The sequence below is a fragment of the Mesorhizobium sp. WSM4935 genome, from assembly GCF_029625735.1.
Taxonomy (GTDB): domain Bacteria; phylum Pseudomonadota; class Alphaproteobacteria; order Rhizobiales; family Rhizobiaceae; genus Mesorhizobium.
On record NZ_JARTVR010000006.1, the window covers coordinates 177,501 to 203,314 of the forward strand.

General features: G+C 65.4%; 30 protein-coding genes. 19 read left to right on the forward strand and 11 right to left on the reverse strand.

The genetic code is table 11. The annotated features are described in order from the left end of the window. Positions 1 to 80: 80 nt before the first annotated feature. Entirely contained in the window at positions 81 to 506 is a 426-nt protein-coding gene (locus tag P9273_RS16895) for an OsmC family protein (protein WP_124998336.1), read from the reverse strand. Positions 507 to 758: 252 nt separating this feature from the next. On the opposite strand from P9273_RS16895, the gene P9273_RS16900 reads away from it, so the two are divergent. From P9273_RS16900 to P9273_RS16910, 3 genes are all read left to right on the forward strand, one after another. Continuing rightward, entirely contained in the window at positions 759 to 980 is a 222-nt protein-coding gene (locus P9273_RS16900; RefSeq protein WP_278049927.1) for a hypothetical protein, read from the forward strand. Position 981: 1 nt separating this feature from the next. After that, complete coding sequence (locus P9273_RS16905) at positions 982 to 1,338, forward strand: YciI family protein (protein ID WP_278049928.1); 357 nt, start codon at positions 982 to 984, stop codon at positions 1,336 to 1,338. 114 nt (positions 1,339 to 1,452) lie between these two features. Then, entirely contained in the window at positions 1,453 to 1,983 is a 531-nt protein-coding gene (locus P9273_RS16910; RefSeq protein ID WP_278049929.1) for a hypothetical protein, read from the forward strand. 99 nt (positions 1,984 to 2,082) lie between these two features. On the opposite strand, the gene P9273_RS16915 is transcribed toward P9273_RS16910, so the two are convergent. After that, entirely contained in the window at positions 2,083 to 3,360 is a 1,278-nt protein-coding gene (locus P9273_RS16915) for a ubiquinone biosynthesis hydroxylase (RefSeq protein ID WP_278049930.1), read from the reverse strand. Positions 3,361 to 3,463: 103 nt separating this feature from the next. Between P9273_RS16915 and tesB the strand changes: the two genes are divergently transcribed. From tesB to xth, 7 genes are all read left to right on the forward strand, one after another. After that, positions 3,464 to 4,327, forward strand: a complete 864-nt coding sequence (gene tesB / locus P9273_RS16920; protein ID WP_278049931.1) for an acyl-CoA thioesterase II — start codon at positions 3,464 to 3,466, stop codon at positions 4,325 to 4,327. Between the two features lie 248 nt (positions 4,328 to 4,575). Beyond that, the gene (locus P9273_RS16925; protein ID WP_006327120.1) at positions 4,576 to 4,914 is read left to right on the forward strand and encodes a P-II family nitrogen regulator; all 339 of its coding nucleotides are present in this window, start codon (positions 4,576 to 4,578) and stop codon (positions 4,912 to 4,914) included. A gap of 49 nt (positions 4,915 to 4,963) precedes the next feature. Then, entirely contained in the window at positions 4,964 to 6,292 is a 1,329-nt protein-coding gene (locus tag P9273_RS16930) for an ammonium transporter (RefSeq protein ID WP_442920233.1), read from the forward strand. Positions 6,293 to 6,617: 325 nt separating this feature from the next. Then, complete coding sequence (locus P9273_RS16935) at positions 6,618 to 6,893, forward strand: hypothetical protein (RefSeq protein WP_040996551.1); 276 nt, start codon at positions 6,618 to 6,620, stop codon at positions 6,891 to 6,893. A 208-nt stretch (positions 6,894 to 7,101) separates the two neighbouring features. Then, positions 7,102 to 9,774 (forward strand): DNA translocase FtsK, encoded by a 2,673-nt coding sequence (locus P9273_RS16940; protein WP_278049932.1) that lies wholly within the window; start codon positions 7,102 to 7,104, stop codon positions 9,772 to 9,774. Positions 9,775 to 10,067: 293 nt separating this feature from the next. Further along, positions 10,068 to 10,745, forward strand: a complete 678-nt coding sequence (locus P9273_RS16945) for an outer membrane lipoprotein carrier protein LolA (protein ID WP_040996423.1) — start codon at positions 10,068 to 10,070, stop codon at positions 10,743 to 10,745. A 98-nt stretch (positions 10,746 to 10,843) separates the two neighbouring features. Then, positions 10,844 to 11,650 carry an exodeoxyribonuclease III gene (gene xth, locus P9273_RS16950; RefSeq protein WP_040996425.1) on the forward strand — a complete coding sequence of 269 codons (807 nt, stop codon included), beginning with the start codon at positions 10,844 to 10,846 and terminating at the stop codon, positions 11,648 to 11,650. 83 nt (positions 11,651 to 11,733) lie between these two features. Here xth and P9273_RS16955 read toward each other — a convergent pair whose 3' ends face one another. Then, positions 11,734 to 12,189 carry a Crp/Fnr family transcriptional regulator gene (locus tag P9273_RS16955; RefSeq protein ID WP_040996427.1) on the reverse strand — a complete coding sequence of 152 codons (456 nt, stop codon included), beginning with the start codon at positions 12,187 to 12,189 and terminating at the stop codon, positions 11,734 to 11,736. A gap of 249 nt (positions 12,190 to 12,438) precedes the next feature. Next, positions 12,439 to 13,122, reverse strand: coding sequence for a response regulator transcription factor (locus tag P9273_RS16960; RefSeq protein WP_040991447.1), 684 nt, complete (start codon positions 13,120 to 13,122; stop codon positions 12,439 to 12,441). Positions 13,123 to 13,208: 86 nt separating this feature from the next. Between P9273_RS16960 and P9273_RS16965 the strand changes: the two genes are divergently transcribed. Continuing rightward, entirely contained in the window at positions 13,209 to 13,805 is a 597-nt protein-coding gene (locus P9273_RS16965; RefSeq protein WP_278050019.1) for a L,D-transpeptidase family protein, read from the forward strand. A gap of 97 nt (positions 13,806 to 13,902) precedes the next feature. Here P9273_RS16965 and P9273_RS16970 read toward each other — a convergent pair whose 3' ends face one another. After that, positions 13,903 to 14,151: a hypothetical protein gene (locus tag P9273_RS16970; protein WP_278049934.1), complete on the reverse strand. Its 249-nt coding sequence runs from the start codon at positions 14,149 to 14,151 to the stop codon at positions 13,903 to 13,905. Between the two features lie 132 nt (positions 14,152 to 14,283). Between P9273_RS16970 and gcvA the strand changes: the two genes are divergently transcribed. After that, positions 14,284 to 15,210: a transcriptional regulator GcvA gene (gene gcvA / locus P9273_RS16975; RefSeq protein ID WP_278049935.1), complete on the forward strand. Its 927-nt coding sequence runs from the start codon at positions 14,284 to 14,286 to the stop codon at positions 15,208 to 15,210. Between the two features lie 14 nt (positions 15,211 to 15,224). On the opposite strand, the gene P9273_RS16980 is transcribed toward gcvA, so the two are convergent. The 6 genes from P9273_RS16980 to tsaD all read right to left on the reverse strand — a co-directional run bounded on the left by P9273_RS16980 (position 15,225) and on the right by tsaD (position 19,296). Further along, positions 15,225 to 15,650 carry a DUF1761 domain-containing protein gene (locus tag P9273_RS16980; protein WP_278049936.1) on the reverse strand — a complete coding sequence of 142 codons (426 nt, stop codon included), beginning with the start codon at positions 15,648 to 15,650 and terminating at the stop codon, positions 15,225 to 15,227. A 50-nt stretch (positions 15,651 to 15,700) separates the two neighbouring features. Next, positions 15,701 to 16,399 (reverse strand): class I SAM-dependent methyltransferase, encoded by a 699-nt coding sequence (locus P9273_RS16985; RefSeq protein ID WP_278049937.1) that lies wholly within the window; start codon positions 16,397 to 16,399, stop codon positions 15,701 to 15,703. Then, on the reverse strand, positions 16,354 to 16,779 hold the full coding sequence (locus tag P9273_RS16990) for an EVE domain-containing protein (protein ID WP_278049938.1): 426 nt from the start codon (positions 16,777 to 16,779) through the stop codon (positions 16,354 to 16,356). Before P9273_RS16990 ends, P9273_RS16985 begins: the two co-directional genes overlap by 46 nt. 93 nt (positions 16,780 to 16,872) lie before the next feature. After that, positions 16,873 to 17,169, reverse strand: a complete 297-nt coding sequence (locus P9273_RS16995) for a YciI-like protein (protein ID WP_278049940.1) — start codon at positions 17,167 to 17,169, stop codon at positions 16,873 to 16,875. A 16-nt stretch (positions 17,170 to 17,185) separates the two neighbouring features. Next, positions 17,186 to 18,214: an NAD(P)H-dependent glycerol-3-phosphate dehydrogenase gene (locus P9273_RS17000; protein ID WP_278049941.1), complete on the reverse strand. Its 1,029-nt coding sequence runs from the start codon at positions 18,212 to 18,214 to the stop codon at positions 17,186 to 17,188. Then, positions 18,211 to 19,296: a tRNA (adenosine(37)-N6)-threonylcarbamoyltransferase complex transferase subunit TsaD gene (gene tsaD, locus P9273_RS17005; RefSeq protein WP_278050020.1), complete on the reverse strand. Its 1,086-nt coding sequence runs from the start codon at positions 19,294 to 19,296 to the stop codon at positions 18,211 to 18,213. The genes P9273_RS17000 and tsaD overlap by 4 nt, the downstream gene beginning before the upstream one ends. A 103-nt stretch (positions 19,297 to 19,399) precedes the next feature. On the opposite strand from tsaD, the gene hemC reads away from it, so the two are divergent. From hemC to P9273_RS17040, 7 genes are all read left to right on the forward strand, one after another. Beyond that, on the forward strand, positions 19,400 to 20,323 hold the full coding sequence (gene hemC, locus P9273_RS17010) for a hydroxymethylbilane synthase (protein WP_278049942.1): 924 nt from the start codon (positions 19,400 to 19,402) through the stop codon (positions 20,321 to 20,323). Between the two features lies 1 nt (position 20,324). Beyond that, a complete protein-coding gene (locus P9273_RS17015; RefSeq protein WP_278049943.1) occupies positions 20,325 to 21,038 on the forward strand; it encodes a uroporphyrinogen-III synthase in 714 nt (237 codons plus the stop codon). Between the two features lie 104 nt (positions 21,039 to 21,142). Further along, complete coding sequence (locus P9273_RS17020) at positions 21,143 to 22,618, forward strand: COG4223 family protein (protein WP_278049944.1); 1,476 nt, start codon at positions 21,143 to 21,145, stop codon at positions 22,616 to 22,618. A gap of 10 nt (positions 22,619 to 22,628) precedes the next feature. Beyond that, the gene (locus P9273_RS17025) at positions 22,629 to 24,206 is read left to right on the forward strand and encodes a heme biosynthesis protein HemY (RefSeq protein WP_278049945.1); all 1,578 of its coding nucleotides are present in this window, start codon (positions 22,629 to 22,631) and stop codon (positions 24,204 to 24,206) included. Positions 24,207 to 24,238: 32 nt separating this feature from the next. Further along, on the forward strand, positions 24,239 to 24,718 hold the full coding sequence (locus P9273_RS17030) for a tellurite resistance TerB family protein (RefSeq protein ID WP_278049946.1): 480 nt from the start codon (positions 24,239 to 24,241) through the stop codon (positions 24,716 to 24,718). 18 nt (positions 24,719 to 24,736) lie between these two features. Next, positions 24,737 to 25,453: a glutamine amidotransferase gene (locus P9273_RS17035; RefSeq protein ID WP_278049947.1), complete on the forward strand. Its 717-nt coding sequence runs from the start codon at positions 24,737 to 24,739 to the stop codon at positions 25,451 to 25,453. Between the two features lie 96 nt (positions 25,454 to 25,549). Further along, positions 25,550 to 25,780 (forward strand): hypothetical protein, encoded by a 231-nt coding sequence (locus tag P9273_RS17040; RefSeq protein WP_278049948.1) that lies wholly within the window; start codon positions 25,550 to 25,552, stop codon positions 25,778 to 25,780. The last annotated feature ends 34 nt before the right edge of the window (positions 25,781 to 25,814 follow it).

Here is a 25,814-nt window from a genome sequence, read left to right on the forward strand (position 1 = left end):
TCCTCCCTTGAGAGCCCTTGAGAGGGAGATGCCCGGCAGGGCAGAGAGGGGGCGAAGGATCGCTGCCCCCGCAATCTGCATCACCCCAACCGTGCATCCAGCGACACCTTGATCGCCCCCAGTGCTTTCGACACCGGGCATTCGGCCTTCGCCTTCTCGGCCAGTTCCTTGAACTTCGCCGCGTCGATGCCCGGCACCTTGCCGACCAGGGTTATGGCGCTGCCGGTGATGCCGGTGCCGGGCACCAGCGTCACCACCGCCTTGGCGTCGAGCTCGGCGGCGGGTGTGCCGTTTTCGGCGAGGAAGTGCGACAGCTGCATGGCGTAGCAGCCGGCATGGGCGGCGGCGATCAGCTCTTCCGGATTGGTGCCGGACTTGCCGCTCTCGTCCTCGAAGCGCGCCTTGAACGAGTAGGGCGTGCCCTTCAAGGTCCCGCTTTGCGTGTCCAGCGTGCCGTTGCCTTCCTTCAGATTGCCTTTCCAGACGGCGTTTGCGGTGCGGTCCATGGAGTCCTCCTGCCTTGTCGGGGTTTTCGCCGGCGGGCGCCGGCGCTCGCGGTGACTATAGCGCGGGCGCGGCGGAAGACCATCCACTGTGTGCTGATATTCGGGTGAGGTCGGCCTGATCAGAAATGCCTCCCGCCAGCCCTGGGCAGCGCCGCGGCAAAATTCTCGAAAATATGCGCGCAGAAATGTCGGCTTCCGGGCCGCTGGACCGTCCTGCGGGCGGCCAATGAGTTACGGCCGAAGGAGGTCAGGATGGACAATCTGTTTTTCGCAATCTGGAGGCGCCCCGGCCGAAAGGTCCAGCGGCCGGAAGATTTCTGGCTGGATCCGCCGGCGCTCGGCTTCGGCCGGCTGATGGTGGTCGTGGCCATTATCGGGGTCGGGGCATGCTTGCTCGAATATGCGGCGGCCACCAGAGGTAAGGCTGACAGCGTCGCTGTCGCCTCCTATGGTTCATCACAGGAAGGGAACTGATATGAAATATGTGCTGCTGGTCTACGGTGAGGAGAAGGACCTCTTCGCGCTTAGCCCGCAGGAATCGGCCAAGCTCGATGCCGATTCGCTGGCCTATGACAGGGAACTGGAGGGACAGGGCAAGCTGATCGTCGCCCAAGCGCTGCAGCCGGTGAAGATGTCGAAATCGCTCAGGCGGCGCAAAGGCAAGCGGCTGGTGACCGACGGCCCCTTCGCCGAAACCAAGGAGCAATTGCTGGGCTTCCTCATGGTCGAGGCGGCGGATCTCGATGAGGCGCTGGCGATCGCCGACCGCGTTCCGTTGGCCGAGCTCGGCACCGTCGAGGTCAGGGCGATCTACGACATACCAGGATCATGACGGCGGTGTATAACGACGGCGTATACTTTGGGATTTGTTCATCGTCGCGATTGTCGCTTGTTGAAGCGATGCCGCACTTCTCCTATCGTTGCCCGGATTTCGGGGGAATTCGGCATGCCTTTCCTGATCGCTTTGCTTGGCGTGCTCGGCGCGGCTGCCTTCTGGTGGTATCGGCTGAAGGCGATGAATGAGGCGGCGAACGAGGTCGCCGATGTCATCGGACGCGTGCAAGGTAACATTCGCCGGAAGAAGCTGCGCAAGCAGGCAGCACTTTCGCCACTGACGGCGATCGACGATCCGGTGGTAGCGGCCGCGACGCTGATCACCGCGATCGTTGCCGAGCATGGCCCGATCCTGCCGCAGCGCGAAGGCGTCATCCGCGAGGTGATCGCGCAGATCGCGGAAAATCCGAAGAAGACCGACGAGGCGGTCGTCTACGGCAAATGGGCCGCCGCGCAGATCGACGACACGACCATCGTCATCGACAAGCTGGCGCCGTTCCAGCGCGAGCGCCTCGATCCGCATGAGCGCGACGACCTGCTCAGGATGCTGAACCGCGTCGCTCAAGGCGGCGAGCAGAGCCTCAGGATCGCCGACCAGCGGATGCTGAGGCTGCGGCAGAAGCTGGGCTTCGAGGTCAACTGAATTGAAACGGCGACGATCGGATCGCCTGCCTTCGTGATTGGCCGAAAGCCCTCGCGCTCCGCCCGTGGATGACGATGTTGAATGGCTTAGGCCAATCGTTCAGATCGCCTCCCCCTTCAGCAGCCTTGGCGTGTCGCCGGAGAGGCCTGAGGCCTGGCGGATGAAGAAATCCTTGAGCCTGGGCATGCGCTCGACCAGGCCGAGGCCGAGATCGCGCACGGCGCGCAGCGGGCCGATGTCGTTTGAGAATAGCCGGTTCAAGACATCGGTGGTGACACCCATCTGCAGCGTGTCGAAGCGGCGCCATTGCTGGTAGCGTTCGAGCACATCGAGCGCGCCGATGTCCTGGCCGAGCCGATCGGCCTCGACCACCACTTCGGCGAGCGCCGCGACGTCCTTGAAGCCGAGATTGAGGCCCTGGCCGGCGATCGGGTGGATGCCGTGCGCGGCGTCGCCGGCGAGCGCGATGCGCGGCGCGACGAAGGCGCGGGCGAGCGTCAGGCCGAGCGGCCACGCGCGCGGCTTGTCGGCAACGCGGATCTCGCCGAGCTTCAGGCCGAAGCGCTGCTCCAGATCGTGCTCGAAGACGAACTCGTCGCCCTCGACCAGCGCCTTGGCGTCTTCCGTGCGCTCCACCCAGACGATCGACGAGCGGTTGGTGCCGTCCTTGTCCGGCTTCAGTGGCAGCGTGGCGAAAGGACCGGCAGGGAGGAAATGCTCCTCGGCGCGGCCATTGTGCGGACGCTCATGCGCCACCGTGCAGACAATGCCCGACTGGCCGTATTCCCACTTCACTGTCTTGATGCCGGCCATGTCGCGCAATTTCGAATTGACGCCGTCGGCGGCAACCAGCAGCCGCGCCTTGAGCGTCGCGCCGTCTGCCAGGTGCACGGTGATGCCGGCGCCATTCACATCGAAGGCGCTGACCGCCATGCCCTCGATGATGTCGATGCCGAGCTTTTCGGCGCGTCGGCGCAGTGCGCCGTTCAAGTCGCGGTTGGCGACCATGTGGGCGAAAGGCTCGCCGGGCGCCACCTCGCCGTCGAAGGTCAAGAACACCGGACGCACCGGGTCGGCGGCGCGCGAGTCGGTGATGATCATCTCGGTGATCGCCTGCGCCTCCGGCGCGATCTCTTCCCAGACGCCGAGCTGATCCAGCATGCGGCTGGCCGCCGCCGCGATGGCCGAAGCGCGGCCGTCCTTCTCCCAGACGCCGGCGGGGGCGGCATCGACGATGGCGACGGCGAGGCCCGGCCGCGCCTGCTTCAGGGACACGGCCGCGGTGAGGCCGACATAGCCGGCGCCGGCGATGAGCACGTCGAGCGGCGCCTCGCGGCCCTCGTTCGGCCCCGCTTCCCTCGGCCTGCGGTCGACCATGGCATCATCCTTTCATGGCTTCGGCCGGCTGCCGTTTGCGGCCTTGACTGCCTGCGCGTCCTGTCCGAAACCGGCCATGGCACATCCTTCAAGGATTTCAAACATGACCGCGGCCATGGACGAGCTTCTCGACATTCTCGACCTCGAGCAGCTCGAACACAATCTGTATCGTGGTCGCAGCCCCAAGGTCGACTGGCAGCGCGTCTTCGGCGGGCAGACTATCGCCCAGGCGCTGGTCGCCGCGCAGCGCACCGTCGAGCCGGAGCGCCACGTGCATTCGCTGCACGGCTATTTCATGCGGCCCGGCGACACCAAGCTGCCGATCGTCTACGAGGTCGATCGCATCCGCGACGGCGGCTCTTTCACCACGCGCCGGGTCGTGGCGATCCAGCATGGACAGGCGATTTTTTCGCTGGAGGCGTCTTTCCAGCAGGACGAGGTCGGGCTCGAGCATCAGCTGCCGATGCCGCGCGACGTGCCGGCGCCCGACACTCTGCTCTCGCAGCGCGAGCTGCTCGGCAAGTTCGGCGAGGCGGTGCCGGAAGGCATCAGGCGCTACTGGGAGCGCGACCGGCCGATCGAGATGAAGCCGGTGATGCTGAAGCACTATACCAGCCGCGAGAAGCTGGAGCCGCAGCAGAACATCTGGATCCGCACCACCGGCCCGGTGCCGGACGACCGCGCGACGCAGGCGGCCGTGCTCGCCTATCTCTCCGACATGACGCTGCTCGACACCTCGACCTTCGCGCATGGGCGGGCCATCTTCGACCGCGATATCCAGGCCGCCAGCCTCGACCATGCCATGTGGTTCCATCGCAGCCATTCGCTCGACGACTGGATCCTCTACAACCAAGACAGCCCGTCGACGCAAGGGTCGCGTGGCTTCACGCGCGGTTCGCTGTTCGCGCGCGACGGAACGCTGATCGCTTCGGTCGCCCAGGAAGGGCTTATCCGGTTGAAACGCTGAGCCGGCTTCCAGCTAAAGCCTAGAAAACGGGCATTTTCGAAAATTTGCATATTTCTTAATCAGGTGTCCTGACGCCCTTGCGCACGTTTAGTGTGCACCGGCCGCACATTCTCTTTGTTTACAACAGGTTAACACCGTGCCTCGGCATTTGGCACGGAGCTTGAATCCTGTCGTGCACTCTCCGGCTCCTCGGGATCGGTGAAGGTGTGCAATCGCGGGGGACCGCAACAAGCAAAGGGTGAAACCTTATGAAAATCGTGATGGCAATCATCAAGCCGTTCAAGCTCGACGAGGTGCGCGAAGCGCTCACCGCCGTCGGCATCCAGGGCCTGACCGTCACCGAAGTCAAAGGCTACGGGCGTCAGAAGGGACATACGGAAATCTATCGCGGCGCGGAATACGCGGTCAGCTTCCTACCCAAGATCAAGATCGAGGTCGCCGTCGGCGCCGACATGGTCGACAAGGCCGTCGAAGCCATCACGGCAGCCGCCAAGACCGGCCAGATCGGCGACGGCAAGATCTTCGTCTTCGGCATCGACCAGGCAGTGCGCATCCGCACCGGCGAAACAGACACCGACGCGCTCTAAGCGGCGACCATCCATTCCAACGGAGAGTTCAATGAATATTCCTTCCCCCTTGAAGACGACGGGACGCGCGGCCGCTTCGCTCGCGCTCGTGGCCATGAGCACCGTCGCCGCCATCGCGCAGGAGGCCGCCCCGGCAGCCACCGCCGCCGCGCCTGCCGCGCCGGCGCCCGCGCTCGATACCGGCAACACAGCCTGGATGCTGACTTCGACGGCGCTGGTGCTGATGATGACGATTCCCGGCCTGGCGCTGTTCTATGGCGGCATGGTGCGCAAGAAGAACGTGCTCGCCACCATCATGCAGAGCTTCGCCATCACCTGCCTGGTGACGGTGCTGTGGTTCATGTTCGGCTATTCGCTGGCCTTCTCCGACGGCGGCGCCACGAACGCCTATATCGGCGGCTTCACGAAATTCTTCCATCACGGCATCACCACCGCAACGCTGTGGGCGCCGGGTGTGGCGAATATCCCTGAATTCGTCTTCTCGATGTTCCAGATGACCTTCGCCATCATCACTCCGGCGCTGATCGCCGGCGCCTTCGCCGAGCGCATGAAGTTCTCGGCGCTGCTCATCTTCATGGGCCTGTGGCTGGTCTTCGTCTACGCGCCGATCGCCCACTGGGTGTGGGGCGGCGGCTTCCTCGGCTCGGCCGGCGTCCTCGACTTCGCCGGCGGCACGGTCGTCCACATCAACGCCGGTGTCGCCGGCCTGGTCTGCGCGCTGGTGCTCGGCAAGCGCGAGGGCTACGGCACCACCAACATGGCGCCGCACAACCTGGTCTATTCGGTGATCGGCGCCTCGCTTCTGTGGGTCGGCTGGTTCGGCTTCAACGCCGGCTCCGAGCTCGCCGCCGACGGCCTTGCGGGCGCGGCGATGATGAACACGCAGGTCGCTACCGCCGCCGCGGCCTTGGCCTGGATGTTCGCCGAATGGATCGTCGCCAAGAAGCCTTCGGTTCTCGGCATCATCTCGGGCGCCGTCGCCGGCCTCGTCGCGGTGACCCCGGCCTCCGGCTTCGTCAACCCGACCGGCGCTTTCATCGTCGGCATCATCGCCGGCGTCGTCTGCTACCTCTCGGCCGTCAAGCTCAAGCATGCGTTCGGCTATGACGACTCGCTCGATGCCTTCGGCGTGCACGGCGTCGGCGGCATCGTCGGCGCGCTGCTCACCGGCGCGCTCGCCGATCCGGCTATCAACGCGCTCGGCAAGGACGCCTCGGTCGCCAAGCAGCTCTATGGCATCGTCTTCACCATCCTGTGGACGGCGATCGCCACCTTCGTGATCCTCTATATCGTCAAGGCGCTGGTCGGCCTGCGTCCATCGACCCAGGAAGAGGTCGAAGGTCTCGACGTCACCCAGCATGGCGAAGTGGTACCGTAAGTCCCGCTTTGCAGTTTGCTCTGGCGCAATTCCGGACGGAAAACCGTTTCACACTTTTCCTGGAATTGCGCTGAGGGCCGGCGGATCCTCCTCCCGCCGGCCCGGAATTTCCTCCCAAGATCCCGTCGTGACGCTCTCGAAAGGGGCTCACGCCTTGAGGCCCGGAAGAACCCTCCGGGCCTCCTTTTTGTCGGGCGGCCATCCAGGCCCGTTTCGATCACGTTCACTTGATCGCGTCGGCGTGAAACATCGGCCTTCCAGTTTCCGTACTGGGGTGGCGGGCGTCATCAAGGCGCCCGCCAAACAAAAGGGAAGGAACCACCTGATGAACATCAAGAATATCTTGCTAGGAGCAATGGCTCTTTCGATGATCAGCGGCGTTGCACTTGCCGGTGCTCTCGACGAGCCGGACAACATGGCCCCATTCTTCACCGATTCCAGCATGAAGACCATGAAGTCCGAGGCCGACTTCAAGGCGGCCTGGGCGGCGACGCCGAAGGACAAGCAGGACATGATGATGAAGGAGTGTCAGGACGCGGCGATGAGCAAGCCTCACGCCGAGTTCTGCGCCAACCTGAACATGTTTGCCGGCCACAAGTGATCAACGGACGGGGTCGGGTCCTAACGGGTCCGATCAGTTAGGCGTTTGATGTATAGGGTGGCGGGCCGCGAGGCCTGCCATCTTTGTTGGAGCCGCGCCGGTAAAGGCCCATGGTTAATGCGGCCTTAACCTTCCCCCCGATAGTCTGGCGCTCGAATCTGCCGGAATGCGCCATGCGCCCGGCCAGGCAACGATTACGGGGAAGAGCATGCGTTCAGGCGCTTCAGCACCGCTCGCGCTGACCGATACGGGGCACGGCATCCAGGCATTCGCACGGCGCCAGGTCGGGCGGCTGGTCGGCGCCGGGCTGTTCCTGTTCACCGCCTTCGGCGTCGCGGCCTTGGCCACATGGAACGTCGCCGACCCGAGCTTCTCCCACGCCACCAGCAACGTCGTCACCAACGCCATGGGCTATGCCGGCGCGGTGTTCTCGGACCTCGCCATGCAGTTCTTCGGCCTTGCCGCCGTCGCAGGGCTGGTGCCGGCGGTGATCTGGGGCTTCCTCCTGTTTTCCGCGCGCGGCGTTGACAAATTGCCGAAGCGCGGCTTCGCCTGGTTCGGCTTCGCGCTTCTAGCCGCGGCCATCGCCGGTTGCGTGACGCCGCCCAACACGTGGCCGCTGCCGACCGGCCTCGGCGGCGTGTTCGGCGACATGGTGCTGAAGATTCCCGGCATCGCGGTCGGCGGTTATCCGAAAGGCCTGTTCGCGACGATCATAGCGGTCATCCTCGCCGCGCCGACCTTGTGGCTGTTCGCCTACGGCTCGGCGCTGATCGCGCGCAAGAACGGCTTTGCCGTCATGGAGCGCGCTGCTGCGCCCGATCCGCGCGAGCAGGACGAGATGCTGTTCGACGAGGATGAGGACGAGGGCGATGAGGGAATACTTGCGCTCGGCGCCGTTACCCACTGGTGGCTGTCGTTCCGCGCCTTCCTGCACCGTCGCGCCGAGCGTCGCAGGCGGGAGCGCGACGAGTTCGAACCGCCGATGGAGCCCAAGGCCAGCGCCTGGCGACGCGCCGCCGAGCGGGTCGAATCGGCCGAGTTCGCCGAAAGCCGGATGAGCCCGGGCGGCCGCGCCCGCGTCGAGCCGGAATTCTTCGCCGCCCTGGTCAACGACCGCAGCGCGTCGGTCGATCCGGCCGACCAGGATATTTTCAACGAGGAGGACGAAGACGTCGATCTCGACGACTTCGACGACGAGGTGCCCGTCCAGCGGCGCGGCGCGCCGGCCAAGGTGCGGAACTTCCGCTCCGATGCCGCGACCCGCGTCGAGGCGCCGGCGGCGCGGCCGGTGCCGGGCGCACGCGTCCAGCGCGAGGCGCAGACCTCGCTCATCGGCTCCGATGCGTTCGAGATGCCGTCGCTGCACTTCCTGTCCGAGCCGAAGAACGTCGCCAAGGATCCAAGCCTGTCGAAGGACGCGCTGGAGCAGAACGCGCGGCTGCTCGAAGGCGTGCTGGAGGATTTCGGCGTCAAGGGCGAGATCATCCATGTCCGCCCCGGTCCCGTCGTCACGCTCTACGAGCTCGAGCCGGCGCCGGGCATCAAATCCTCGCGCGTCATCGGCCTTTCCGACGACATCGCCCGCTCGATGAGCGCGATCGCCTGCCGCGTCGCAGTCGTGCCCGGCCGCAACGCCATCGGCATCGAGCTGCCCAACGCCAAGCGCGAGACGGTCTATCTCAGAGAGATCATGGCCAGCCGCGACTTCGAGACGACAAAGGCGAAGCTCGCGCTGGCGCTCGGCAAGACGATCAATGGCGAGGCGGTCATCGTCGACATCGCCAAGATGCCCCACGTGCTGGTCGCCGGCACCACCGGCTCGGGCAAGTCGGTCGCCATCAACACCATGATCCTGTCGCTGCTCTACCGGCTGACGCCGCAGGAATGCCGGCTGATCATGATCGACCCGAAGATGCTGGAACTCTCGGTCTATGACGGCATCCCGCATCTTCTGACGCCGGTCGTCACCGATCCGAAGAAAGCTGTCGTCGCGCTGAAATGGACCGTGCGCGAGATGGAGGACCGCTACCGCAAGATGTCCAAGGTCGGTGTGCGCAACATCGACGGTTTCAACGCGCGCGTGCAACTGGCCGAGAAGAAGGGCGAAAAGATCTCGCGCACGGTGCAGACCGGCTTCGACCGCCAGACCGGCGAGGCGATCTACGAGACCGAGGATCTCGATCTCGAGCCGATGCCCTTTATCGTGGTCATCATCGACGAAATGGCGGACCTGATGATGGTGGCCGGCAAGGATATCGAAGGCGCCGTGCAGCGCCTGGCGCAGATGGCGCGCGCCGCCGGCATCCATGTCATAATGGCGACGCAACGTCCGTCGGTCGATGTCATCACCGGCACCATTAAGGCCAATTTCCCGACCCGCATCTCCTTCCAGGTGACGTCGAAGATCGACAGCCGCACCATTCTGGGCGAGCAGGGCGCCGAGCAGCTGCTCGGCATGGGCGACATGCTCTACATGGCCGGCGGCGGCCGCATCCAGCGCGTCCACGGCCCCTTCGTCTCCGACGACGAGGTCGAGAAGGTCGTCGGACATCTGAAGCTGCAGGGCGTGCCGGAATATCTCGACGCCATCACCGAGGACGACGAGGAAGAGGACGAGGACGGCCCGTCGGGGAAGGGTAGCTCCGGCGGCGGTGGCGGCGGCAATTTCGAGGATTCCGACGATCCCTACGACCAGGCGGTGGCGGTGGTGCTGCGCGACGGCAAGGCCTCGACCAGCTACATCCAGCGCCGGCTCGGCATCGGCTATAACCGCGCCGCCTCGATCATCGAGAAGATGGAGAAGGAAGGCATTGTCGGCCCGGCCAACCATGCCGGCAAACGCGAGATTCTGGTGCCAACCGAAGAGGACAAATTCTAGGGTTTATCGATATTCAGGTGAGGCCGGCTGCAAATGGCGGCTTCCTGCGCTTCCGGTGCTCACGTACGAAAAGTACGCTCCGCTCCGGTTCTCGACAGCCACCATTTTCGGCTCGGCCTGACCTGAGTCCCGATAAACCAACGGTGCCAGCAGGCAACCGGAAATCGTCTGGCGCGTTTCGTGCGACGGACAGTTGTCCGGGCTTATGCGGCGGGCCTGTCGCGCACCGCCAAACTTAGGCCCTAGTGGGAGTCCAGAAACTGCGGCGACACGAATCACAGAAAGTGACCGGCATGAAGACCCAGACCGAATCCGCCCTCACCCGCCGCCAGGTCATCGGCCTCGGCCTGATGCTTGGCGGAGCCGCCGCGCTCAACCTCGTGCCGGGCTATCAGCTCGTGGCCGCCGCGCAGGCCGCCGTGCCGCCGGCGGCGCAGAAGATTGCCGACCATTTCTCCTCGGTGAAGTCGATGAGCGGCGAGTTCGTCCAGTTCGGCCCGAAAGGCGAGCAGACCGGCGGCAAGTTCTTCCTCGAGCGGCCGGGCAAGATCCGCTTCAACTATGACGGTTCCTCGAATTTCCGCGTCATCTCCGACGGCAAGTCGGTGGTGATCCTGAACAAGAAGCTCAACACCTCCGACCTCTACCCGCTGTCGAAGACGCCGCTGAAGCTGCTGCTCGACGACCGGATCGACCTCTCCGGCGGGCGCGTCAAGGCCGTCAAGGAAGAGGACGACCTCACCACTATCAAGCTTTCCGACAAGTCGGTCTTCGGCAATGCGACGATCACCATGATGTTCGATCCGAAAACCTACGAACTGCGCCAGTGGACGATCACGGACGCACAGGGTAAGGATACGACGGTGATGATCTTCAACGTCAAGGAAGGAGTCAGCATCCCGGCCGACACGTTCGCGATCGACTACACGGCGAACAGAGAGTTGAATAGCAGGGAGCGATCCGGCGGATAAGCCGGCGCCGAAGCGGCCGAGATCCACAGCCGAGCTTGTCTTTCCGGTAGGCGGCTGGCACTAGTGCGGCGAGCTTTGCCGTCCCGGACCTCGCCTGAATGCCTTTCACCATCGCCACCTGGAACATCAACTCCGTGCGCCTGCGCATGCCGATCGTCGAGCGGCTGCTGAAGGAGCACGCGCCGGACGTGCTCTGCCTCCAGGAAACCAAGGTGCCCGACGAGCTGTTTCCGGAAAAGGCATTCCGCAAGGCAGGCTACGAGCACATCCTGTTCCATGGCCAGAAGGGCTATCACGGCGTCGCCACCGTCGCGCGTCGGCCGATCGAGCTGGTCGAGAAGCGGCGTTTCTGCGAGATCGACGACAGCCGGCATCTGTCGGTCAGGGTACAGGCAGGCGGGAAATCGGTGCTGGTCCATAATTTCTATGTGCCGGCCGGCGGCGACGAGCCGGATCCGGAGATCAACCGCAAATTCCGGCACAAGCTCGATTTCGTCTACGAGATGAACAGCGTGCCGGCGAGCGGAGACGAATCGTCCGCGTCGATCCTGGTCGGCGATCTGAATATCGCGCCGCAAGAGCACGACGTCTGGTCGCACAAGCAATTGCTCAACGTCGTCAGCCACACGCCGGTCGAGACGACAAGTTTCGAGGCGATGCGCAAGGCCGGCGGCTGGGTCGACCTGATGCGGCTCAACGTGCCGGCCGAGCAGAAACTCTACACCTGGTGGAGCTACCGCGCGAAGGACTGGCAGGCGTCGAACCGCGGTCGACGCCTCGACCATGTCTGGTCCTCCGCCAATCTGGTGCCGGCTTTCAAAGGCTACGAGATACTGCAGGCGGCGCGCGGCTGGGAGAAGCCGTCGGACCATGTGCCGGTGATCGCGCGATTCGAATTGGATTGAAGCGCTGCGGGATAGGGCGGCGCTGGCGTTCGGTCCTTGCTCCGCCCTAGAATGACGAAGCTCTCGAGCCTTTCGTCGAGCCCCTACTCCGTAAACCGCGGCGCCAGTTCCTCGATGCGGGCGATCATCTGCTGGAATTCCTCCAGGATGCGGTCATGCAACAGCACCGCGATCTCCGGATATTCTTCCAGGATGCGATGGAACATCTTGCGGCTCAATCGGATCACTTCCGAATCGACGGCGGCGGAGGCGCTGGTCAGCCGGTTGGTATCGGCGATCAGCGCCAGTTCGCTCAGCATGGTGCCTGGACCCGCAGTGCCGATCGGGACGCGTTCGCCCCCGAGCTCCCGATAGAGCGTGATCAAGCCGCTGACCACGATGTAAGCAGAGTCGGCGACGTCATCCTCGCGGTAGAGCTTATGGTCGGCCTGCAGCACGGTGGTCTCGGCGCCGAAGGCGAGCAGGCGCAACTGTTCCTGCGTGAAGCCTTGGAAAAGCTTCACGCCGGACAGGATGCGGATGTCGTCATCCAGTGCCATCCTAGGTTTGTCCCCGAGCGGTCAGTCCAATCCCTCCTTTGGAGCGGGCGCCCTTCTGCGCACGCGAGAAACGCTCCACCGTGCATCGTGCGATGCGTGCAACGAGCCGACCCGTCACCCTCCAGCACCAGGATCGTACCCGAAGCGGTTCCGCCCGACCGCTCTATCTCTTTTGGCTCAATTCCAGGCGGAAGGCTACGGCGAAGCCGCCGAGCCCAACCGTTTCACACTTCTTGGATCATGAAATGTTTAAGGAACCAGCTTGTAGCCGCCGCTTTCCGTCACAAGAATTTCGGCGTTGGACGGATCGCGCTCGATCTTCTGGCGCAACCGGTAGACATGGGTCTCAAGCGTGTGCGTGGTGACGCCGGAATTGTAGCCCCAGACCTCTTCCAACAGCACGTCGCGCGTCACCACCTTCTGGTCGGCGCGGTAGAGATATTTGATGATCGAGGCTTCCTTCTCGGTCAGCCGCACCTTGGCGCCGCGCGGATCGATCAGCAGTTTCTGGCTGGGCTTGAAGGTGTAGGGGCCGACCGAGAAGGTCGCGTCCTCGCTCTGCTCATGCTGGCGAAGCTGGGCGCGGATGCGCGCGAGCAGCACTGCGAAGCGGAAAGGCTTGGTCACATAATCGTTGGCGCCGGCCTCTAGGCCCAGGATCGTGTCGGAATCGGTATCGTGGCCGGTCAGCATGATGATCGGCGCCTTGTAGCCGCCCTTGCGCAGGATCTTCACCGCCTCGCGGCCGTCCATGTCGGGCAGGCCGACATCCATGATGAGCAGGTCGACAACGCCGCCGCGCGCGGCGGCAACGCCTTTTGCGGCGGTCGATTCCTGCTGGACGTCGAACTCTTCGTAAAGCGCCAGCTGCTCGACCAGGGTGGCGCGCAGGTCGTCGTCGTCATCAACGATCAGGATGGTGCGTGATGTCATGGATATCAATCCGTTGTTTTAAAAAGAATATTCAGTTGACCTCCCCCCATTTATGCGGAAGCTCACCGGCGCAACAGCCGATCACAGTGATTTGTTCCGTGACACGATCATACAAGAAAAAACGCGCGCGCAATGCGGCGGGCGCATTTTTGCCGAAGGGCTTGAGCGTTTTGCTGGTGCGGGCGCGCCCCGGCAACCCCGCGCAAGGCTTCCTGCAAGCCGGAAAAACGGTGTTTCCCTGCGCGCTGGGGCGCAGCGGCATCACCGCCAACAAGCATGAAGGGGACGGCGCGACGCCGCTGGCGTCGATGCGCATCCTGTCGGGCTATTTCCGGGGCGATCAGTTTGCGGCCAGGCGCCGGACGAGGCTGCCGATGGTGCCCATCGGCCCGGATCTCGGCTGGTGCGAGGTGCCGGACGACCGCAACTACAACCGTCCGGTGAAGATCCCCTATGGCGCGAGCCACGAGCGGATGAAGCGCGACGACCGGCTCTACGATGTCTGCCTGGTGCTCGACTGGAACATCGCGCCCCGCCGGCGCGGGCGCGGCAGCGCGATCTTCTTCCACCTGGCGCGGCCGGGCTTCACGCCGACCCAAGGCTGCGTGGCGGTGACGGCGCGGACCATGGCAAGGCTGCTTCCGTTGCTGTCGGACAGGACGGTGGTGAAGGTGGTGAGGTAGGCAGCGCAGGTAAGGCAGTAAGGCAGTAAGGCAGTAAGGCAGTAAGGCAATAGATGGTTCTTTCCCTACTGCCTTACTGCCCTATTCCCTTACTGCCTTACCTGCGCTGCCAACCCGTGCCGAGCAGCCCAATCTCGCGAAGCTCTCGATCCATCGTCTTCGAAATATCCCGGCGCTCGGCGCCGATGTCGCGCAGCTGGCTGTCGGAGAGGTCGTCGACCGACTCGTGTGGCAGCCTGGCGGCGACGTGGGCGTGGCGCAGCCAATCGCGGGCTGAACGCAGCCAAAGGGTGAGGCTGGAGGGGGATTCAAGGGGGGTGCAGGGCTTCAGGGCGATCTCAGACATGGCTTTATCCCGTGTTCTCCGGATATCAAATCCGGTTTTATGGTGTTTTCGATGAAGCCATGATGCCGGATTGAAAAACAAACGGGAAACGAGTAGTTCTTTTCTGATCATCAAGTTTTATTTGGAGATCGCATGTCCAAGCTGCTGCCGGGAACGCGGGCGCTGAGGACGTTCGAGGCGGCCGCCAGGCATCTCAATTTCACCCGCGCCGCGGACGAGCTCGGCCTGACGCCGGCTGCGGTCAGCCATCAGATCAAGGAAATCGAGGATCAGCTCGACCTGGTGCTGTTCACGCGCACCAGCCGCACCATCCGGCTGACGGAGGCGGGCAATGTGCTGCTGGAGGCCTCGGTCGACGCGCTCGACCTGCTGAACCGCGCCGTCAGCCGCGCCCGCAAGATGGCGCGCGGCACGGCGCTGCTCAAGGTGACGCTCGACGCGCAATTCGCGACGAAATGGCTGATGCGCCGCGTCGACGACTTCCGCCGGCAGAAGCCAGGCGTCGAGCTGCGCTTCGACATCACCTACGACGTCAGGGATTTCGAGCGCGACGATGTCGATATCGGCATCCGCTTCGGCACCGGCAAATATCTGGGGATCATCGCGCACCGGCTTTTCGAGAACATCATCATCCCGGTCTGCAGTCCGGCGCTGCTCGCCTCAGGTCCGCCGCTGAAGGAGCCGCGCGACCTCTTCAACCACACGCTTGCGCATATCGAATGGTCGCGGCAGGGCGTGACGTGGCCCAACTGGAGCATGTGGATGCACGCGGCCGGCGTCGACGATTTCGACGACAGCCGTACGCTCGTCTTCGGGTCATCGACCGATGCGACCCAGGCGGCGCTCGACGGCAATGCGGTGGCGCTCGCCGACTTTGCCATGGTGGCCAACGATCTCTCGCAAGGGCGCCTGGTGCGGCCCTTCGAGCTCGGCATCAAGGTCGCGCCGGAATTCGCCTATTTCCTGGTCTATCCCGAGGCGTCCAAGGACGATGCGCGGATCATCGCCTTCCGCGAATGGCTGCTGGACGAGGTGGCGAAAGACGCGGATGCGGGGTAGCGCCGTCTCTAGCTTCAGCCCGCCGGCGCCGCGGGCGCGCCGAACCAGCCGATGATGGCGCCGATGATCAGCATCACCCCCAGCCAGTGGCCGGCATCGATCAGCGTCAGGGCCCAGCCGAAGCCTTCATAGCGATGGTTGACGGCAAGCGTGGTGGCGATGAAGCCCAGCCAAAGCACGAAGCCGAACAGCAATCCCGCCACAGGGTTCGGCTCGCCGCCGGTTATGGCGCCCACCACCAGCGTCAGCACGAGCGCCATAATGAGCTCGGCGATGAAGCTGATGACGAACGGAACGACCGAGCGCTGCATGGTGGCCGGGTCGAGCTTGGCCGCGTTCAGCCAAGGCTTGCTCAGGCTCATATACCAGGCGGCGCCGAACAACCATGCGACGACGGCGGCGGCGACCACCGCCAGCCAGTTCACGACCGAAAAATCCATGCTTTCCCCTCCAGATCGAAATGCGATGGAACGCTTGTTCGCTGGTCGCGTCAAGCAAGGCGCCACACGGTTGTACGCTTGACCTCGGCATCCTCCAGCACGCGCGTCACCGGAACCTGATAGACGGCAAGCTGTTCCAGCCCGGTCTTGGGAAGGTAGGCACGGCCGGGATCGCCGACGAGGATCTCGGCGCCGCGCGCTTTCAGGGACGTGAACCAGGGCAGCAGCCTGTCGGCGAAGGCCTTGTCGTAAAAGACGTCGCCGGCGAGCACGACGTCCCAGCCATCGTCGGTGCCGACGCAATCAGTGCCGAGGAATTGCGCTTCAATGCCGTTCGCTTCGAGGTTGATGGCGATTGCCGTCTCGCAGAACGGGTCGATGTCGGCGGCGATGACTTGCGCAGCACCTGCTTTCGCCGCGGCGATGGCGACGAGGCCCGAGCCGGAAGCGAAGTCGAGCACCCGCTTGCCGCGCACGGTTCCGGGGTGATCGAGCACATAGCGGGCGAGACCCTGGCCGCCGGCCCAGGCAAAGGCCCAGAAGGGCGGCGGCAGGCCGATCTCGGCCAGCTCCTCCTCGGTGCGCAGCCACAAATCATGCGCTTCGTCGGCGAGGTGCAAGAGTACTTCCGGCACATGCGGCGGCGCCATCAGCGCCGTGTTGTCGAGGATGAAGGTCTTCGCGCTTTTCGGCGTAAGTCGTTTCACGGCGCAGGGTTGAGCTCGGCCATACGGCAGACCTCTTTCCATTCGGCCGCCGTCACCGGCTGCACGGAAAGCCGGCTGAGCCGGACCAGCGCCATCTCGGCGAGCTTGGGGTTGGCCTTCACTTGCTCCAGCGTCACCGGCTTCGGCACGTCCTTATAGGCGCGGATGTCGACGCATTCCCAGCGCGGATCGTCGGTGGTGGTATCGGGATGCGCCAGCGCGCAGACCTCGGCGATGCCGACGATGTCGAGCCCCTCATTGGAATGATAGAAGAAGCCGAGATCGCCGATCTGCATGGCCTTCATGTTGTTACGGGCGGCGTAGTTGCGGACGCCATCCCATTGAGTGCCGGCCTTGCCCTTGGCCTTCAGCGCCTCGAAGGAAAAGACCGAAGGTTCGGACTTGAACAGCCAGTAATTCATGTCGTTTGTCCCATCGCTTTGTCGAACCGCCACGCATGGCATTCCCGTCTATGCTTACTCTCTCGCCGGCGCTGCGGCGAGAGCAGCCAACGATCATGCGCCGGCGGGCTTCTGGAAGACCCAGTTCCACGGACGGATCTGCACGCTTTCGAACAGGCCGGCCTTGGCGTAGGGATCGGCGGCGGCGAGCGCCTGGGCAGCAGCCATGTCCGGCGCCTCGATCATCACCAGGCTGCCGTCCGGCTTGCCGTCTGCGTCGAGGAAGGGACCCGCAAAGGCAAGCTTTCCCTCAGCGATCAGGCCCTCCAGGAAGGCCGCATGCGCCAGCCGCGTGTCGACGCGCAGCTGCAGGCTGCCGGGCTTGTCCTTGCAAATCAACGCAAACAGCATTTTCAACTCCGATGATTCAGATGTCGGTTTCGGTCTTGAGCGGGCGTGTCATCAGCGCGGTCACCGCCTGGCCGATGGTCACCTTGCCGTCGAGGATGGCGGCGACGGCCGAGATGATCGGCGCCTCGATGCCGCGCTCGGCGGCGATGCGGGCGGCGATGCCCGCCGTCGGCACGCCTTCGGCCAACGGCAGGCCGGCGAGCGGCTTGCCTTGACCGAGCGCCAGGCCGTAGGCGAAATTGCGCGACTGCGCGGAAGAACAGGTGAGCAGCAGGTCACCGAGGCCGGAAAGCCCCATCAGCGTCTCGGGTTTCGCGCCGAAGGCGGCGCCGAGGCGGCGCAATTCGACGAAGCCGCGCGTCACCATGGCGGCCTGGGCACTGGCGCCTAACCCGGCGCCGGTGATCGCGCCGGCGGCGATAGCAAAGACGTTCTTCAGCGCGCCGCCGATCTCGACGCCGATCAGGTCGTCACTGGAATAGCAGCGCAGGTTCTCGGCCGAGAAGCGGGCGGCAAGCTCGGCGGCCAATTCCGCCTCGCGGGCGGCGACCACGACGGCAGTCGGCAGGCCGCGCGCGACGTCGCTGGCGAAGCTCGGACCAGAGAGCGCCGCGATCGGATTGTCCGGCAGGCTTTCCTCGACGATCGCCGACAGCAGCGCCCCGGTGTCGCGCTCGATGCCCTTGGCGCAGAGCACCAGCGGCACGCCTGCAGGGACATGGCTGCGCGCAGAGGCGAGCACAGCGCGCAGCGACTGCGCCGGCGTGACGGCGAGCACGCAGTCGGCGCCGCCGAGCGCCGCGGCGATGTCGCTGGTGGCGACGATGCCCGGCTCGATCGTGATCCCCGGCAGATAGCGCGGGTTTTCGCCGCGATCGATGGCGGCCACGGTGTCCTGGTCGCGCGCATAGAGGCGGACGAAATGACCGGCTCGCAATATGGCGAGCGCCAGCGCCGTGCCCCAGGCACCGCCGCCCAGCACCGCGACGCGCCATCCGCTAGCAGGACTTTTGCTCTCCTTGCTGGTGATGCCTTTCTTGGTCATGCCTTGGCACCGCGCCGGCCCGAGCCGACCAAGGGAGCCGAAACACTGTCGAGCGGCCAGCGCGAGCGCGGCACGAAATCGGCGGCATTCTCGTCGGCGATGCCGGCGCGCAGCCGTTCGATGCCGGCCCACGCGATCATCGCGGCGTTGTCGGTGCAAAGCTTTTGCGGCGGCGCCACGAAGGCGAAGCCCGCTTCCGAACACAGCGCTTCAAGCGTCGCCTTGATGGTGCGGTTGGCGGCGACGCCGCCGGCGACGACCAGCGCCGGCTTTGCCTGGCCCGGGAATTCCTGGCGGAAGCGGGCAAGGGCGCGCGCCACACGGTCGCCCAGCGCGTCGGCCACCGCCGCCTGGAAGGAGGCGCAGATGTCGGCGACGTCCTGGTCACTGAGCGGCGCGATCGCCGTTGCCGCCTGGCGCACCGCCGTCTTCAGGCCGGAGAAGGAGAAATCGGGCTGCGCCGAGCCTTTCATCGGGCTTGGGAAGGCAAAGCGGCCTGCGTCGCCGCCTGCTGCCGCCTTCTCGACATTCGGCCCGCCCGGATAGGGCAGGCCGAGCATCTTGGCCGTCTTGTCGAAGGCTTCGCCCAGCGCATCGTCGATTGTGGTCGCCCAGCGCTGATAGTCGCCGACGCCACGCACCGCGACGATCTGGGTGTGGCCGCCGGAGACGAGCAGCAGAAGATAAGGGAAATCGAGCCCATCGGTCAGCCGTGCCGTCAGCGCGTGGCCTTCAAGGTGGTTGATGGCGATCAGCGGCTTGGCGGCGGCGGCAGCGATCGCCTTGGCCGTCATCAGGCCGACGATCAATCCGCCGACCAGGCCGGGACCGGCGGTGGCGGCGATAGCGTCGACCTCGTCCAGCGATACCGCCGAATCGGCGAGCGCCGCCTCGACGATACCGTCCAGCGCCTCGACATGGGCGCGCGCTGCGATTTCCGGCACGACGCCACCGAAGGCCGCATGCTCCTCGATCTGGCTGAGCACGACGTTGGACAGGATCTCGGGCGCGGCGGTACCGTCCAGCGCCACCACGCTGGCCGCCGTCTCGTCGCAGCTCGTTTCAATGCCCAGAACGCGGATCAATTGGTCGCTGTCCTCGAAGATTGTCTGACCGGCATTTACTAGATAGGACAAAGCCCGACAGACCTCGGCCAAGGACGGGGGTTATCACGGACGGCGCGCCATGCAAACTTTGAAAATCGGAACACGCGGAAGCCCGCTGGCGCTGGCCCAGGCGCATGAGACGCGGGCGCGGCTGATGCAGGCGCATCGCCTACCCGAGCAGGCGTTCGAGGTGGTGCCGATCTCGACCAGCGGCGACCGCATTCAGGACCGGCCGCTCTCGGAAGCCGGCGGCAAGGGCCTGTTCACCAAGGAAATCGAGGAGGCGCTGCTCGACGGCCGCATCGACATCGCGGTGCATTCGTCGAAGGACATGCCGACGGTGCTGCCCGACGGGCTGGAGCTTTCCACCTTTCTGCCGCGCGAGGACGCGCGCGACGCCTTCATCGGCAAGAAGGTGAAGCGGATCGCCGACCTGCCGCATGGCGCCACGGTCGGGTCGTCGTCGCTGCGGCGCCAGGCGCTGCTCCGCCGTATGCGGCCGGACCTCGACGTGGTGATCTTCCGCGGCAATGTGCAGACCAGGCTGCGCAAGCTGGACGAAGGCGTCGCCGAAGGCACCATCCTCGCCTATGCCGGGCTGAAGCGGCTTGGCCTCGAACATGTCGTCACCGACCTGATGGCGCTCGAGGGTTTTCCGCCGGCGCCAGGCCAGGGCGCGATCGGCATCGAAACGCGCATCGGCGACCGCGACGTCGAGAAGATGCTGGCGGCGATCCATCATGTGCCGACCGGCCAGGCGCTCGCCTGCGAGCGCGCCTTCCTCGCCGCGCTCGACGGCTCGTGCCGCACGCCGATCGCCGGTCATGCGACGGTAGCCGGCGAAAAACTCTCCTTCGCCGGGCTGATCATCTCGCCCGACGGCACGGAATCGCATGAGGTCCGGCTGGAAGGCGAGGCCGCGGACGCGGCGGAGATCGGCCTCGATGCCGCCCGCACAGTTCGCGCCAGGGCCGGCGCTAAATTCTTCGACGGCTGGGCCTGACATGGTCCGCGTCCTGGTGACGAGGCCGGAGCCTGGCGCGTCGCGCACGGCACGACGCCTCGAAGCCCTAGGATTCCAGCCGGTCCTGCTGCCGCTGACCGTAACGAGCGCCTTGCCTGTCGAAGCGAGCATCGGCGGCGATGCCGTCGCGGTCGCTGTCACCAGCGCCAATGCGGTGCGGCATGCACCGAAAGCGCTGGTCGCGGCGCTTGCGGACCTGCCTTGCCACGCGGTCGGGAAAAGGACGGCCGAAGCCTGCCGCGCGGCGGGATTTCTCGCTGTCACGGAGGGTCCGGGCGATGCCGAGGCGCTGGCACACACCATCGCCGGCGGCCTTGCCGGCAAGGCAATCGTCTATCTATGCGGCCGCGTCCGCTTCCCGATGTTCGAGCAACGGCTGGCGATGGCGGGCGTGCATGTCCAGGCGATCGAGACCTACGACACAACAGCGATCGACTATGGCGATGCAGAGGTGGCCGCCTGCCTGTCGGGCCGGCCCGTGGAGGAGGCGCTGCTCTATTCGGCCAAGGCCAGCTTGGCGCTTCTCAGCCTGATGGCGCGGCCGACGCTACGGCATCTCTTTGCAAAAACGGAATTCCTGGCGCTCTCGGCCCGGGTTGCGGGGCCGATGGAAAGGGTTGCCGGTAACAGGGTTCGCATCGCATCCAAACCCGAGGAAGATGCGTTGCTGGCCCTTTTGTCGCTGCCCGGCTGAGCCGCGTCATCACACCGCCCCTTTTCACCGCTTGGTGATGTGCTAGAGCATCCTGACGCTCTGACCCGTTGATCCATCCTCAAGCCAATTTGCGGAGCCCAAGCATGGTCAAGACGCCGAAGATGCGGCATTCGAAGACCCGGCGCGAGCCGGCGACCATCGAACTCGAGCCCGGCGCCGTCTCGCGAATCACCGACGAGGATGCCGCCAAGGCCGAGGCCAGCACCGCGCAGACCGACGAGGCGAAGGCGGAAGAGGCGGCCGCCGCTTCGCAGCCGGAAGCTCCGGAAGAGCCGATCCATGCCGAGCAGGCCGATATCGAGCCTTGGGAGCACAGCGACGCCGCCCAGGCGACGGCCGACAAGCCCGAGACTGGCAAGGACGAGCCGGAAAAGCCATATCCCGGCGGTTCCGATGCATCGAAGAGCCAGCCCAAGGGCTTCGACTACAATTTCGAGGATGCCTCCACGGCCAGCGCCGGCGCCTCCACCGCGAAGCCAAGCGAGACGCGAAGTGAGACATGGGGCGAGGACCGCGTGCCGCAGCCACCGCGCAGAACCGGCGTCAACGCCATCGCGGCGGGTGTCATCGGCGGCGTGATCGCGCTTGCCGGCGCCGGCCTTTTGCAGGCGGTCGGACTGATTGGCGCGCCGGGATCGAACGGAGGATCGCTCGATGGCCTCAATGGCGAGATCGCTTCGCTGAAAAGCGAAATCGCGGCGCTGAAGGAAAGCGGCGACAGCGGGGCCTCGGCCAAGGTCGATGATCTTTCCTCGGCGCTCGCGCAGGTCAAGAGCGATGTCGCGGCGCTGAAATCCTCGGCCGGGCAGAGCGGCGACGCCACCGCGCTCAAGGCGCTCGGCGACAAGGTCGGCCAGATCGAGACGGCCGTCGCCGAGCTGCGGAAGAACGGCAATGCCGCGCCCGTCGATCTCGGCCCGCTCAACGAGAAGATCGCCGGGCTCGACGCGCTGGTGAAATCGACCGGCGACGCGGCCAAGGCCGCGGAAGGCCGGATCGCGGCGCTGGAGCAGTCCGTGTCGCAGCTTTCCGGCAAGGTCGAAGCGCAGGCCTCGCAGCCCAAGATCGCGCTGGCGATCGCCGCGTCGGCGCTGAAGTCGGCACTCGACCGCGGCGCGCCCTTCGCGACCGAGCTCGACACGTTCGCGGCGATCGCGCCGGACGCGCCGGAACTCGCTGCGCTGCGCTCCTATGCCGAGAAGGGCGTGCCGACCCGCGCCACCATCGCTTCGGAGGCCGATGCCGCCGCCAATGCCATCGTCGAGGCGGCAAAGCCGGTCGACCAGAATGCCGGCTTCTTCCAGAGCCTGGTGTCGAGCGCGGAATCGCTGGTCAAGGTGCGCCCGGTCGGCGCCATCGAAGGCAAGGGCGTGCCCGAAACCGTGGCCCGTATGGAAGTGGCGGTCAACCAGGGCGACTATGCCAAGGCCCTCAGCGAATACGACACGCTGCCCGACGCCGCGAAGGCCGCCGGCGCCGATTTTGCCGGCAAACTGAAGGCGCGGTTGGAGGTCGAAAAGCAGCTCGAAGCGCTGATTGCCGGCGCGACGAAGGCGTGAGGACGACAAGATGATCCGCCTCCTCGTCTTCCTCGCCGTCGTCTTCGCGTTGGGGCTGGGCTTTGCCTGGCTGGCCGACCGTCCGGGCGAGATGATCGTCACCTTCAACGGCTACCAATACCAGGTCACGCTGATGGTTGCGGCGGTGGCGATCGTCGCCGTGGTCGCCGCGGTGATGATCGTCTGGTGGCTGATCAAGTCGCTGTGGAACAGCCCTTACACGATCTCGCGCTATTTCCGCGTGCGCCGCCGCGACCGTGGTTATCAGGCGCTTTCGACTGGCATGATTGCGGCTGGCGCCGGCGACGGCGCGCTGGCGCGCAAGAAGACCAAGGAAGCGGCCAAGCTGATCAGCTCCGACCGGGAGCCGCTGATCAACCTGCTCGACGCGCAGGCCTCGCTGCTCGAAGGCGATCATGAGGGCGCGCGGGAGAAATTCGAGCGCATGCTCGACGATCCCGAGATGCGGCTGCTCGGCCTGCGCGGGCTTTATCTGGAGGCCGAGCGGCTCGGCGACCGCAATGCCGCGCGCCACTATGCCGGCCGCGCGGCCGCGGTGGCGCCGCAGCTTGCCTGGGCAGCGGAATCGACGCTGGAGGAACTGACCGAACGCGGCGACTGGGACGGCGCGCTGAAGCTGGTCGAGGCGCAGAAATCGACCAAACAGATCGAGCGCGACGCGGCCAACCGCCGCCGCGCCGTGCTGCTCACCGCCAAGGCGCAAGCGCTGGTCGACAGCGACCCGAACGCCGCCCGCACGGCGGCACTCGAAGCCAACAAGCTGGCGCCCGATTTCGCGCCGGCGGCGGTCATCGCCGCCGATCTGGTCATCCGGCAAAACGACGTGCGCAAGGGCTCCAAGATCCTGGAGACCGCCTGGAAGGCCGAGCCGCATCCCGATATCGCCGAGCTCTACACCCATGCAAGGCCGGGCGACGCCGTGCTCGACCGCCTCAACCGGGCGAAGAAGCTGCAGGAATTGAAGAAGAACCATGCCGAGTCGTCCATGGCCGTGGCGCGCGCGGCGCTCGACGCGCAGGATTTCGCCACCGCTCGGCGGGAAGCGGAGGCGGCCATCCGCATGGATCGCCGCGAGGGCGCCTATCTTCTGCTCGCCGATATCGAGGAAGCCGAGACCGGCGACCAGGGCAAGGTGCGGCAGTTGCTGTCCAAAGCCGTGCGTGCGCCGCGCGACCCGGCCTGGGTGGCCGACGGCGTCATCTCAGAGCGCTGGGCGCCGGTGTCGCCGGTCACCGGCAAGCTCGACGCCTTCACCTGGCGCGCGCCAATGGAGCGGCTCGGCCAGCTGATCGACAGCGACGCGGATGCCGCGGTGCCGGCGATCACGGCTGCGCCGCCTGTCCAGCCTGTCGCCGAGAAGGCGATCGACATCGTCGCCGATGCTGCGGCCGAGAAGCCGTCCCCGGCGCCGGCGAATGGCGGCGAGAAGGACACGGCCGTTGCGGAAGCCGTCGGCGAGGCCGAAACCAACGGGCGGGGCTCGGAGCTGCCGCCTCTGCCGGACGATCCGGGTGTCGCGCCGGAAGAAGCAGCGGAAAAATCGCCGCGCCGGTTTCGTTTGTTTTGAGGCCGGGTTTGGTGGGCAGGGAAAAAACATCGATGTTCGAGCGCGTATTGTCCTTCCTGAGGGATCTGCCGGTAGGTCGCGAGGCCAAGCCGAGCGCCGACGATCCGCGCGTCGCGGCCTCCGCGCTGCTGTACCATGTGATGAATGCGGACGGCGTGCGCCAGGACGTCGAATGGGAGCGGTTCAAGCAGATCCTGGCCGAGACCTATTCGGTGAGCGGCGCGGAGCTCGATGCGCTGGCGGCAGCCGGCGAGCGCGCCGACAATGAGGCCATCGACCTCTACGCCTTCACCAGCGTGCTCAAGCGTCACCTCGACACCGAGGCGCGGAAGGCCTTCATCGGCCTGATGTGGGAAATCGTCTATGCCGATGGCGAGCTTGACGAGCTCGAGGACAACACCGTCTGGCGGGTCGCCGAGCTGATCGGCGTCGAGCGCCGCGACCGCATCGAGGCGCGCCGCAAGGCGGCGGCCGAGGTGCCCGGCGCCAAGGGCAAGTCGAGCGACGAATAACAGGACGCGTCGCCTTCCATGCCATCCAGACCGAGGCAGAGACCAAAGATCCTGATCGTGCTGCATCAGGAGACTTCGAGCCCCGGCCGCGTCGGCCACATGCTTTTGGAAGAGGGGTTCGATCTCGATATCCGCCGGCCGCCATTGGGCGACGAATTGCCCTGCACGCTGGACGATCATGCCGGCGCGGTTATCTTCGGCGGGCCGATGAGCGCCAATGACGAAGACGAGTTCGTCCGCCGCGAGACGGATTGGCTGGAAATCCCGCTGAAGGAGAACCGACCGTTCCTCGGCATCTGCCTCGGCGCGCAGATGCTTGCCAACCATCTCGGCGGCAAGGTCGAGGGCCATGGCGAAGGACTGGTCGAGATCGGCTGGTATCCGCTGAAGGCGACCGAGGCCGGCAAGAAACTACTGCACTGGCCGGAGATGGTCTACCAATTCCACCGCGAGGGATTCTCGCTGCCGAAGGATGCGACGCTGCTCGCGACGGCCGAGACCTATCCCAACCAGGCGTTTCGCTACGGCGAGAATGCCTGGGGCATCCAGTTCCATGGCGAGCTGACGAGGGTGATGATGCAGCGCTGGGTGGTGCGCGGCGCGCATCGCTTCGAATTGCCCGGCGCCCAGCCCGGCCGCGACCATCTCGGCGGCAGGCTGATCTGGGACATGCATCTCAAGCGCTGGTTGGGGGAGTTCTTGCAGGTGATCTTCGGCAGGCCGGCTGTGGGATAGAGCAAAAGCCGATTGCCCTGAGCGGCGTCGCGTCGGTCTCGGCGGAGCCGCGAATCTGTGCTAAGGCGCCGCCCGAACAATCAAAGGACGACACACGTGAGCGAACTGACCGTGGCCGAGGCGACCGAAAATATCTATGCCTCACTCCGAGCCGACAATGCCGACCTCGATGCGCATATCGCGGCACTCAAGGCCGTGCTGGCACGAGAGGGGAAGAAACAGGCGGTGTTCGATCCGGCCAGGCTGGCGCAGAACAACCGCGCCGGCCGCAAGCTGATGCAGGCCTATTTCCGCCAGCGCGGCGTCAGCGTGAGCTTTTTGGAGTAAATTTGCTCGCGACCTGAGCTACCGCGCTTGCCGT

Bases quoted from the DNA above. Each gene is read 5' to 3' on its own strand.
- P9273_RS16940 (WP_278049932.1), top strand. From the start codon at position 7,102: ATGCGTTCAGGCGCTTCAGCACCGCTCGCGCTGACCGATACGGGGCAC.
- P9273_RS16910 (WP_278049929.1), top strand. From the start codon at position 1,453: ATGCCTTTCCTGATCGCTTTGCTTGGCGTGCTCGGCGCGGCTGCCTTC.
- P9273_RS16905 (WP_278049928.1), top strand. From the start codon at position 982: ATGAAATATGTGCTGCTGGTCTACGGTGAGGAGAAGGACCTCTTCGCG.
- P9273_RS16935 (WP_040996551.1), top strand. From the start codon at position 6,618: ATGAACATCAAGAATATCTTGCTAGGAGCAATGGCTCTTTCGATGATC.
- P9273_RS16985 (WP_278049937.1), bottom strand. From the start codon at position 16,399: ATGGAAAGAGGTCTGCCGTATGGCCGAGCTCAACCCTGCGCCGTGAAA.
- tesB (WP_278049931.1), top strand. From the start codon at position 3,464: ATGACCGCGGCCATGGACGAGCTTCTCGACATTCTCGACCTCGAGCAG.
- P9273_RS16995 (WP_278049940.1), bottom strand. From the start codon at position 17,169: ATGCTGTTTGCGTTGATTTGCAAGGACAAGCCCGGCAGCCTGCAGCTG.
- P9273_RS17000 (WP_278049941.1), bottom strand. From the start codon at position 18,214: ATGACCAAGAAAGGCATCACCAGCAAGGAGAGCAAAAGTCCTGCTAGC.
- P9273_RS16970 (WP_278049934.1), bottom strand. From the start codon at position 14,151: ATGTCTGAGATCGCCCTGAAGCCCTGCACCCCCCTTGAATCCCCCTCC.
- P9273_RS16955 (WP_040996427.1), bottom strand. From the start codon at position 12,189: ATGGCACTGGATGACGACATCCGCATCCTGTCCGGCGTGAAGCTTTTC.
- P9273_RS16925 (WP_006327120.1), top strand. From the start codon at position 4,576: ATGAAAATCGTGATGGCAATCATCAAGCCGTTCAAGCTCGACGAGGTG.
- P9273_RS16915 (WP_278049930.1), bottom strand. From the start codon at position 3,360: ATGGTCGACCGCAGGCCGAGGGAAGCGGGGCCGAACGAGGGCCGCGAG.
- P9273_RS16980 (WP_278049936.1), bottom strand. From the start codon at position 15,650: ATGGATTTTTCGGTCGTGAACTGGCTGGCGGTGGTCGCCGCCGCCGTC.
- gcvA (WP_278049935.1), top strand. From the start codon at position 14,284: ATGTCCAAGCTGCTGCCGGGAACGCGGGCGCTGAGGACGTTCGAGGCG.
- P9273_RS17035 (WP_278049947.1), top strand. From the start codon at position 24,737: ATGCCATCCAGACCGAGGCAGAGACCAAAGATCCTGATCGTGCTGCAT.
- P9273_RS16990 (WP_278049938.1), bottom strand. From the start codon at position 16,779: ATGAATTACTGGCTGTTCAAGTCCGAACCTTCGGTCTTTTCCTTCGAG.
- P9273_RS17030 (WP_278049946.1), top strand. From the start codon at position 24,239: ATGTTCGAGCGCGTATTGTCCTTCCTGAGGGATCTGCCGGTAGGTCGC.
- P9273_RS16960 (WP_040991447.1), bottom strand. From the start codon at position 13,122: ATGACATCACGCACCATCCTGATCGTTGATGACGACGACGACCTGCGC.
- P9273_RS17020 (WP_278049944.1), top strand. From the start codon at position 21,143: ATGGTCAAGACGCCGAAGATGCGGCATTCGAAGACCCGGCGCGAGCCG.
- P9273_RS16945 (WP_040996423.1), top strand. From the start codon at position 10,068: ATGAAGACCCAGACCGAATCCGCCCTCACCCGCCGCCAGGTCATCGGC.
- P9273_RS16900 (WP_278049927.1), top strand. From the start codon at position 759: ATGGACAATCTGTTTTTCGCAATCTGGAGGCGCCCCGGCCGAAAGGTC.
- hemC (WP_278049942.1), top strand. From the start codon at position 19,400: ATGCAAACTTTGAAAATCGGAACACGCGGAAGCCCGCTGGCGCTGGCC.
- xth (WP_040996425.1), top strand. From the start codon at position 10,844: ATGCCTTTCACCATCGCCACCTGGAACATCAACTCCGTGCGCCTGCGC.
- P9273_RS17025 (WP_278049945.1), top strand. From the start codon at position 22,629: ATGATCCGCCTCCTCGTCTTCCTCGCCGTCGTCTTCGCGTTGGGGCTG.
- P9273_RS17015 (WP_278049943.1), top strand. From the start codon at position 20,325: ATGGTCCGCGTCCTGGTGACGAGGCCGGAGCCTGGCGCGTCGCGCACG.
- P9273_RS16895 (WP_124998336.1), bottom strand. From the start codon at position 506: ATGGACCGCACCGCAAACGCCGTCTGGAAAGGCAATCTGAAGGAAGGC.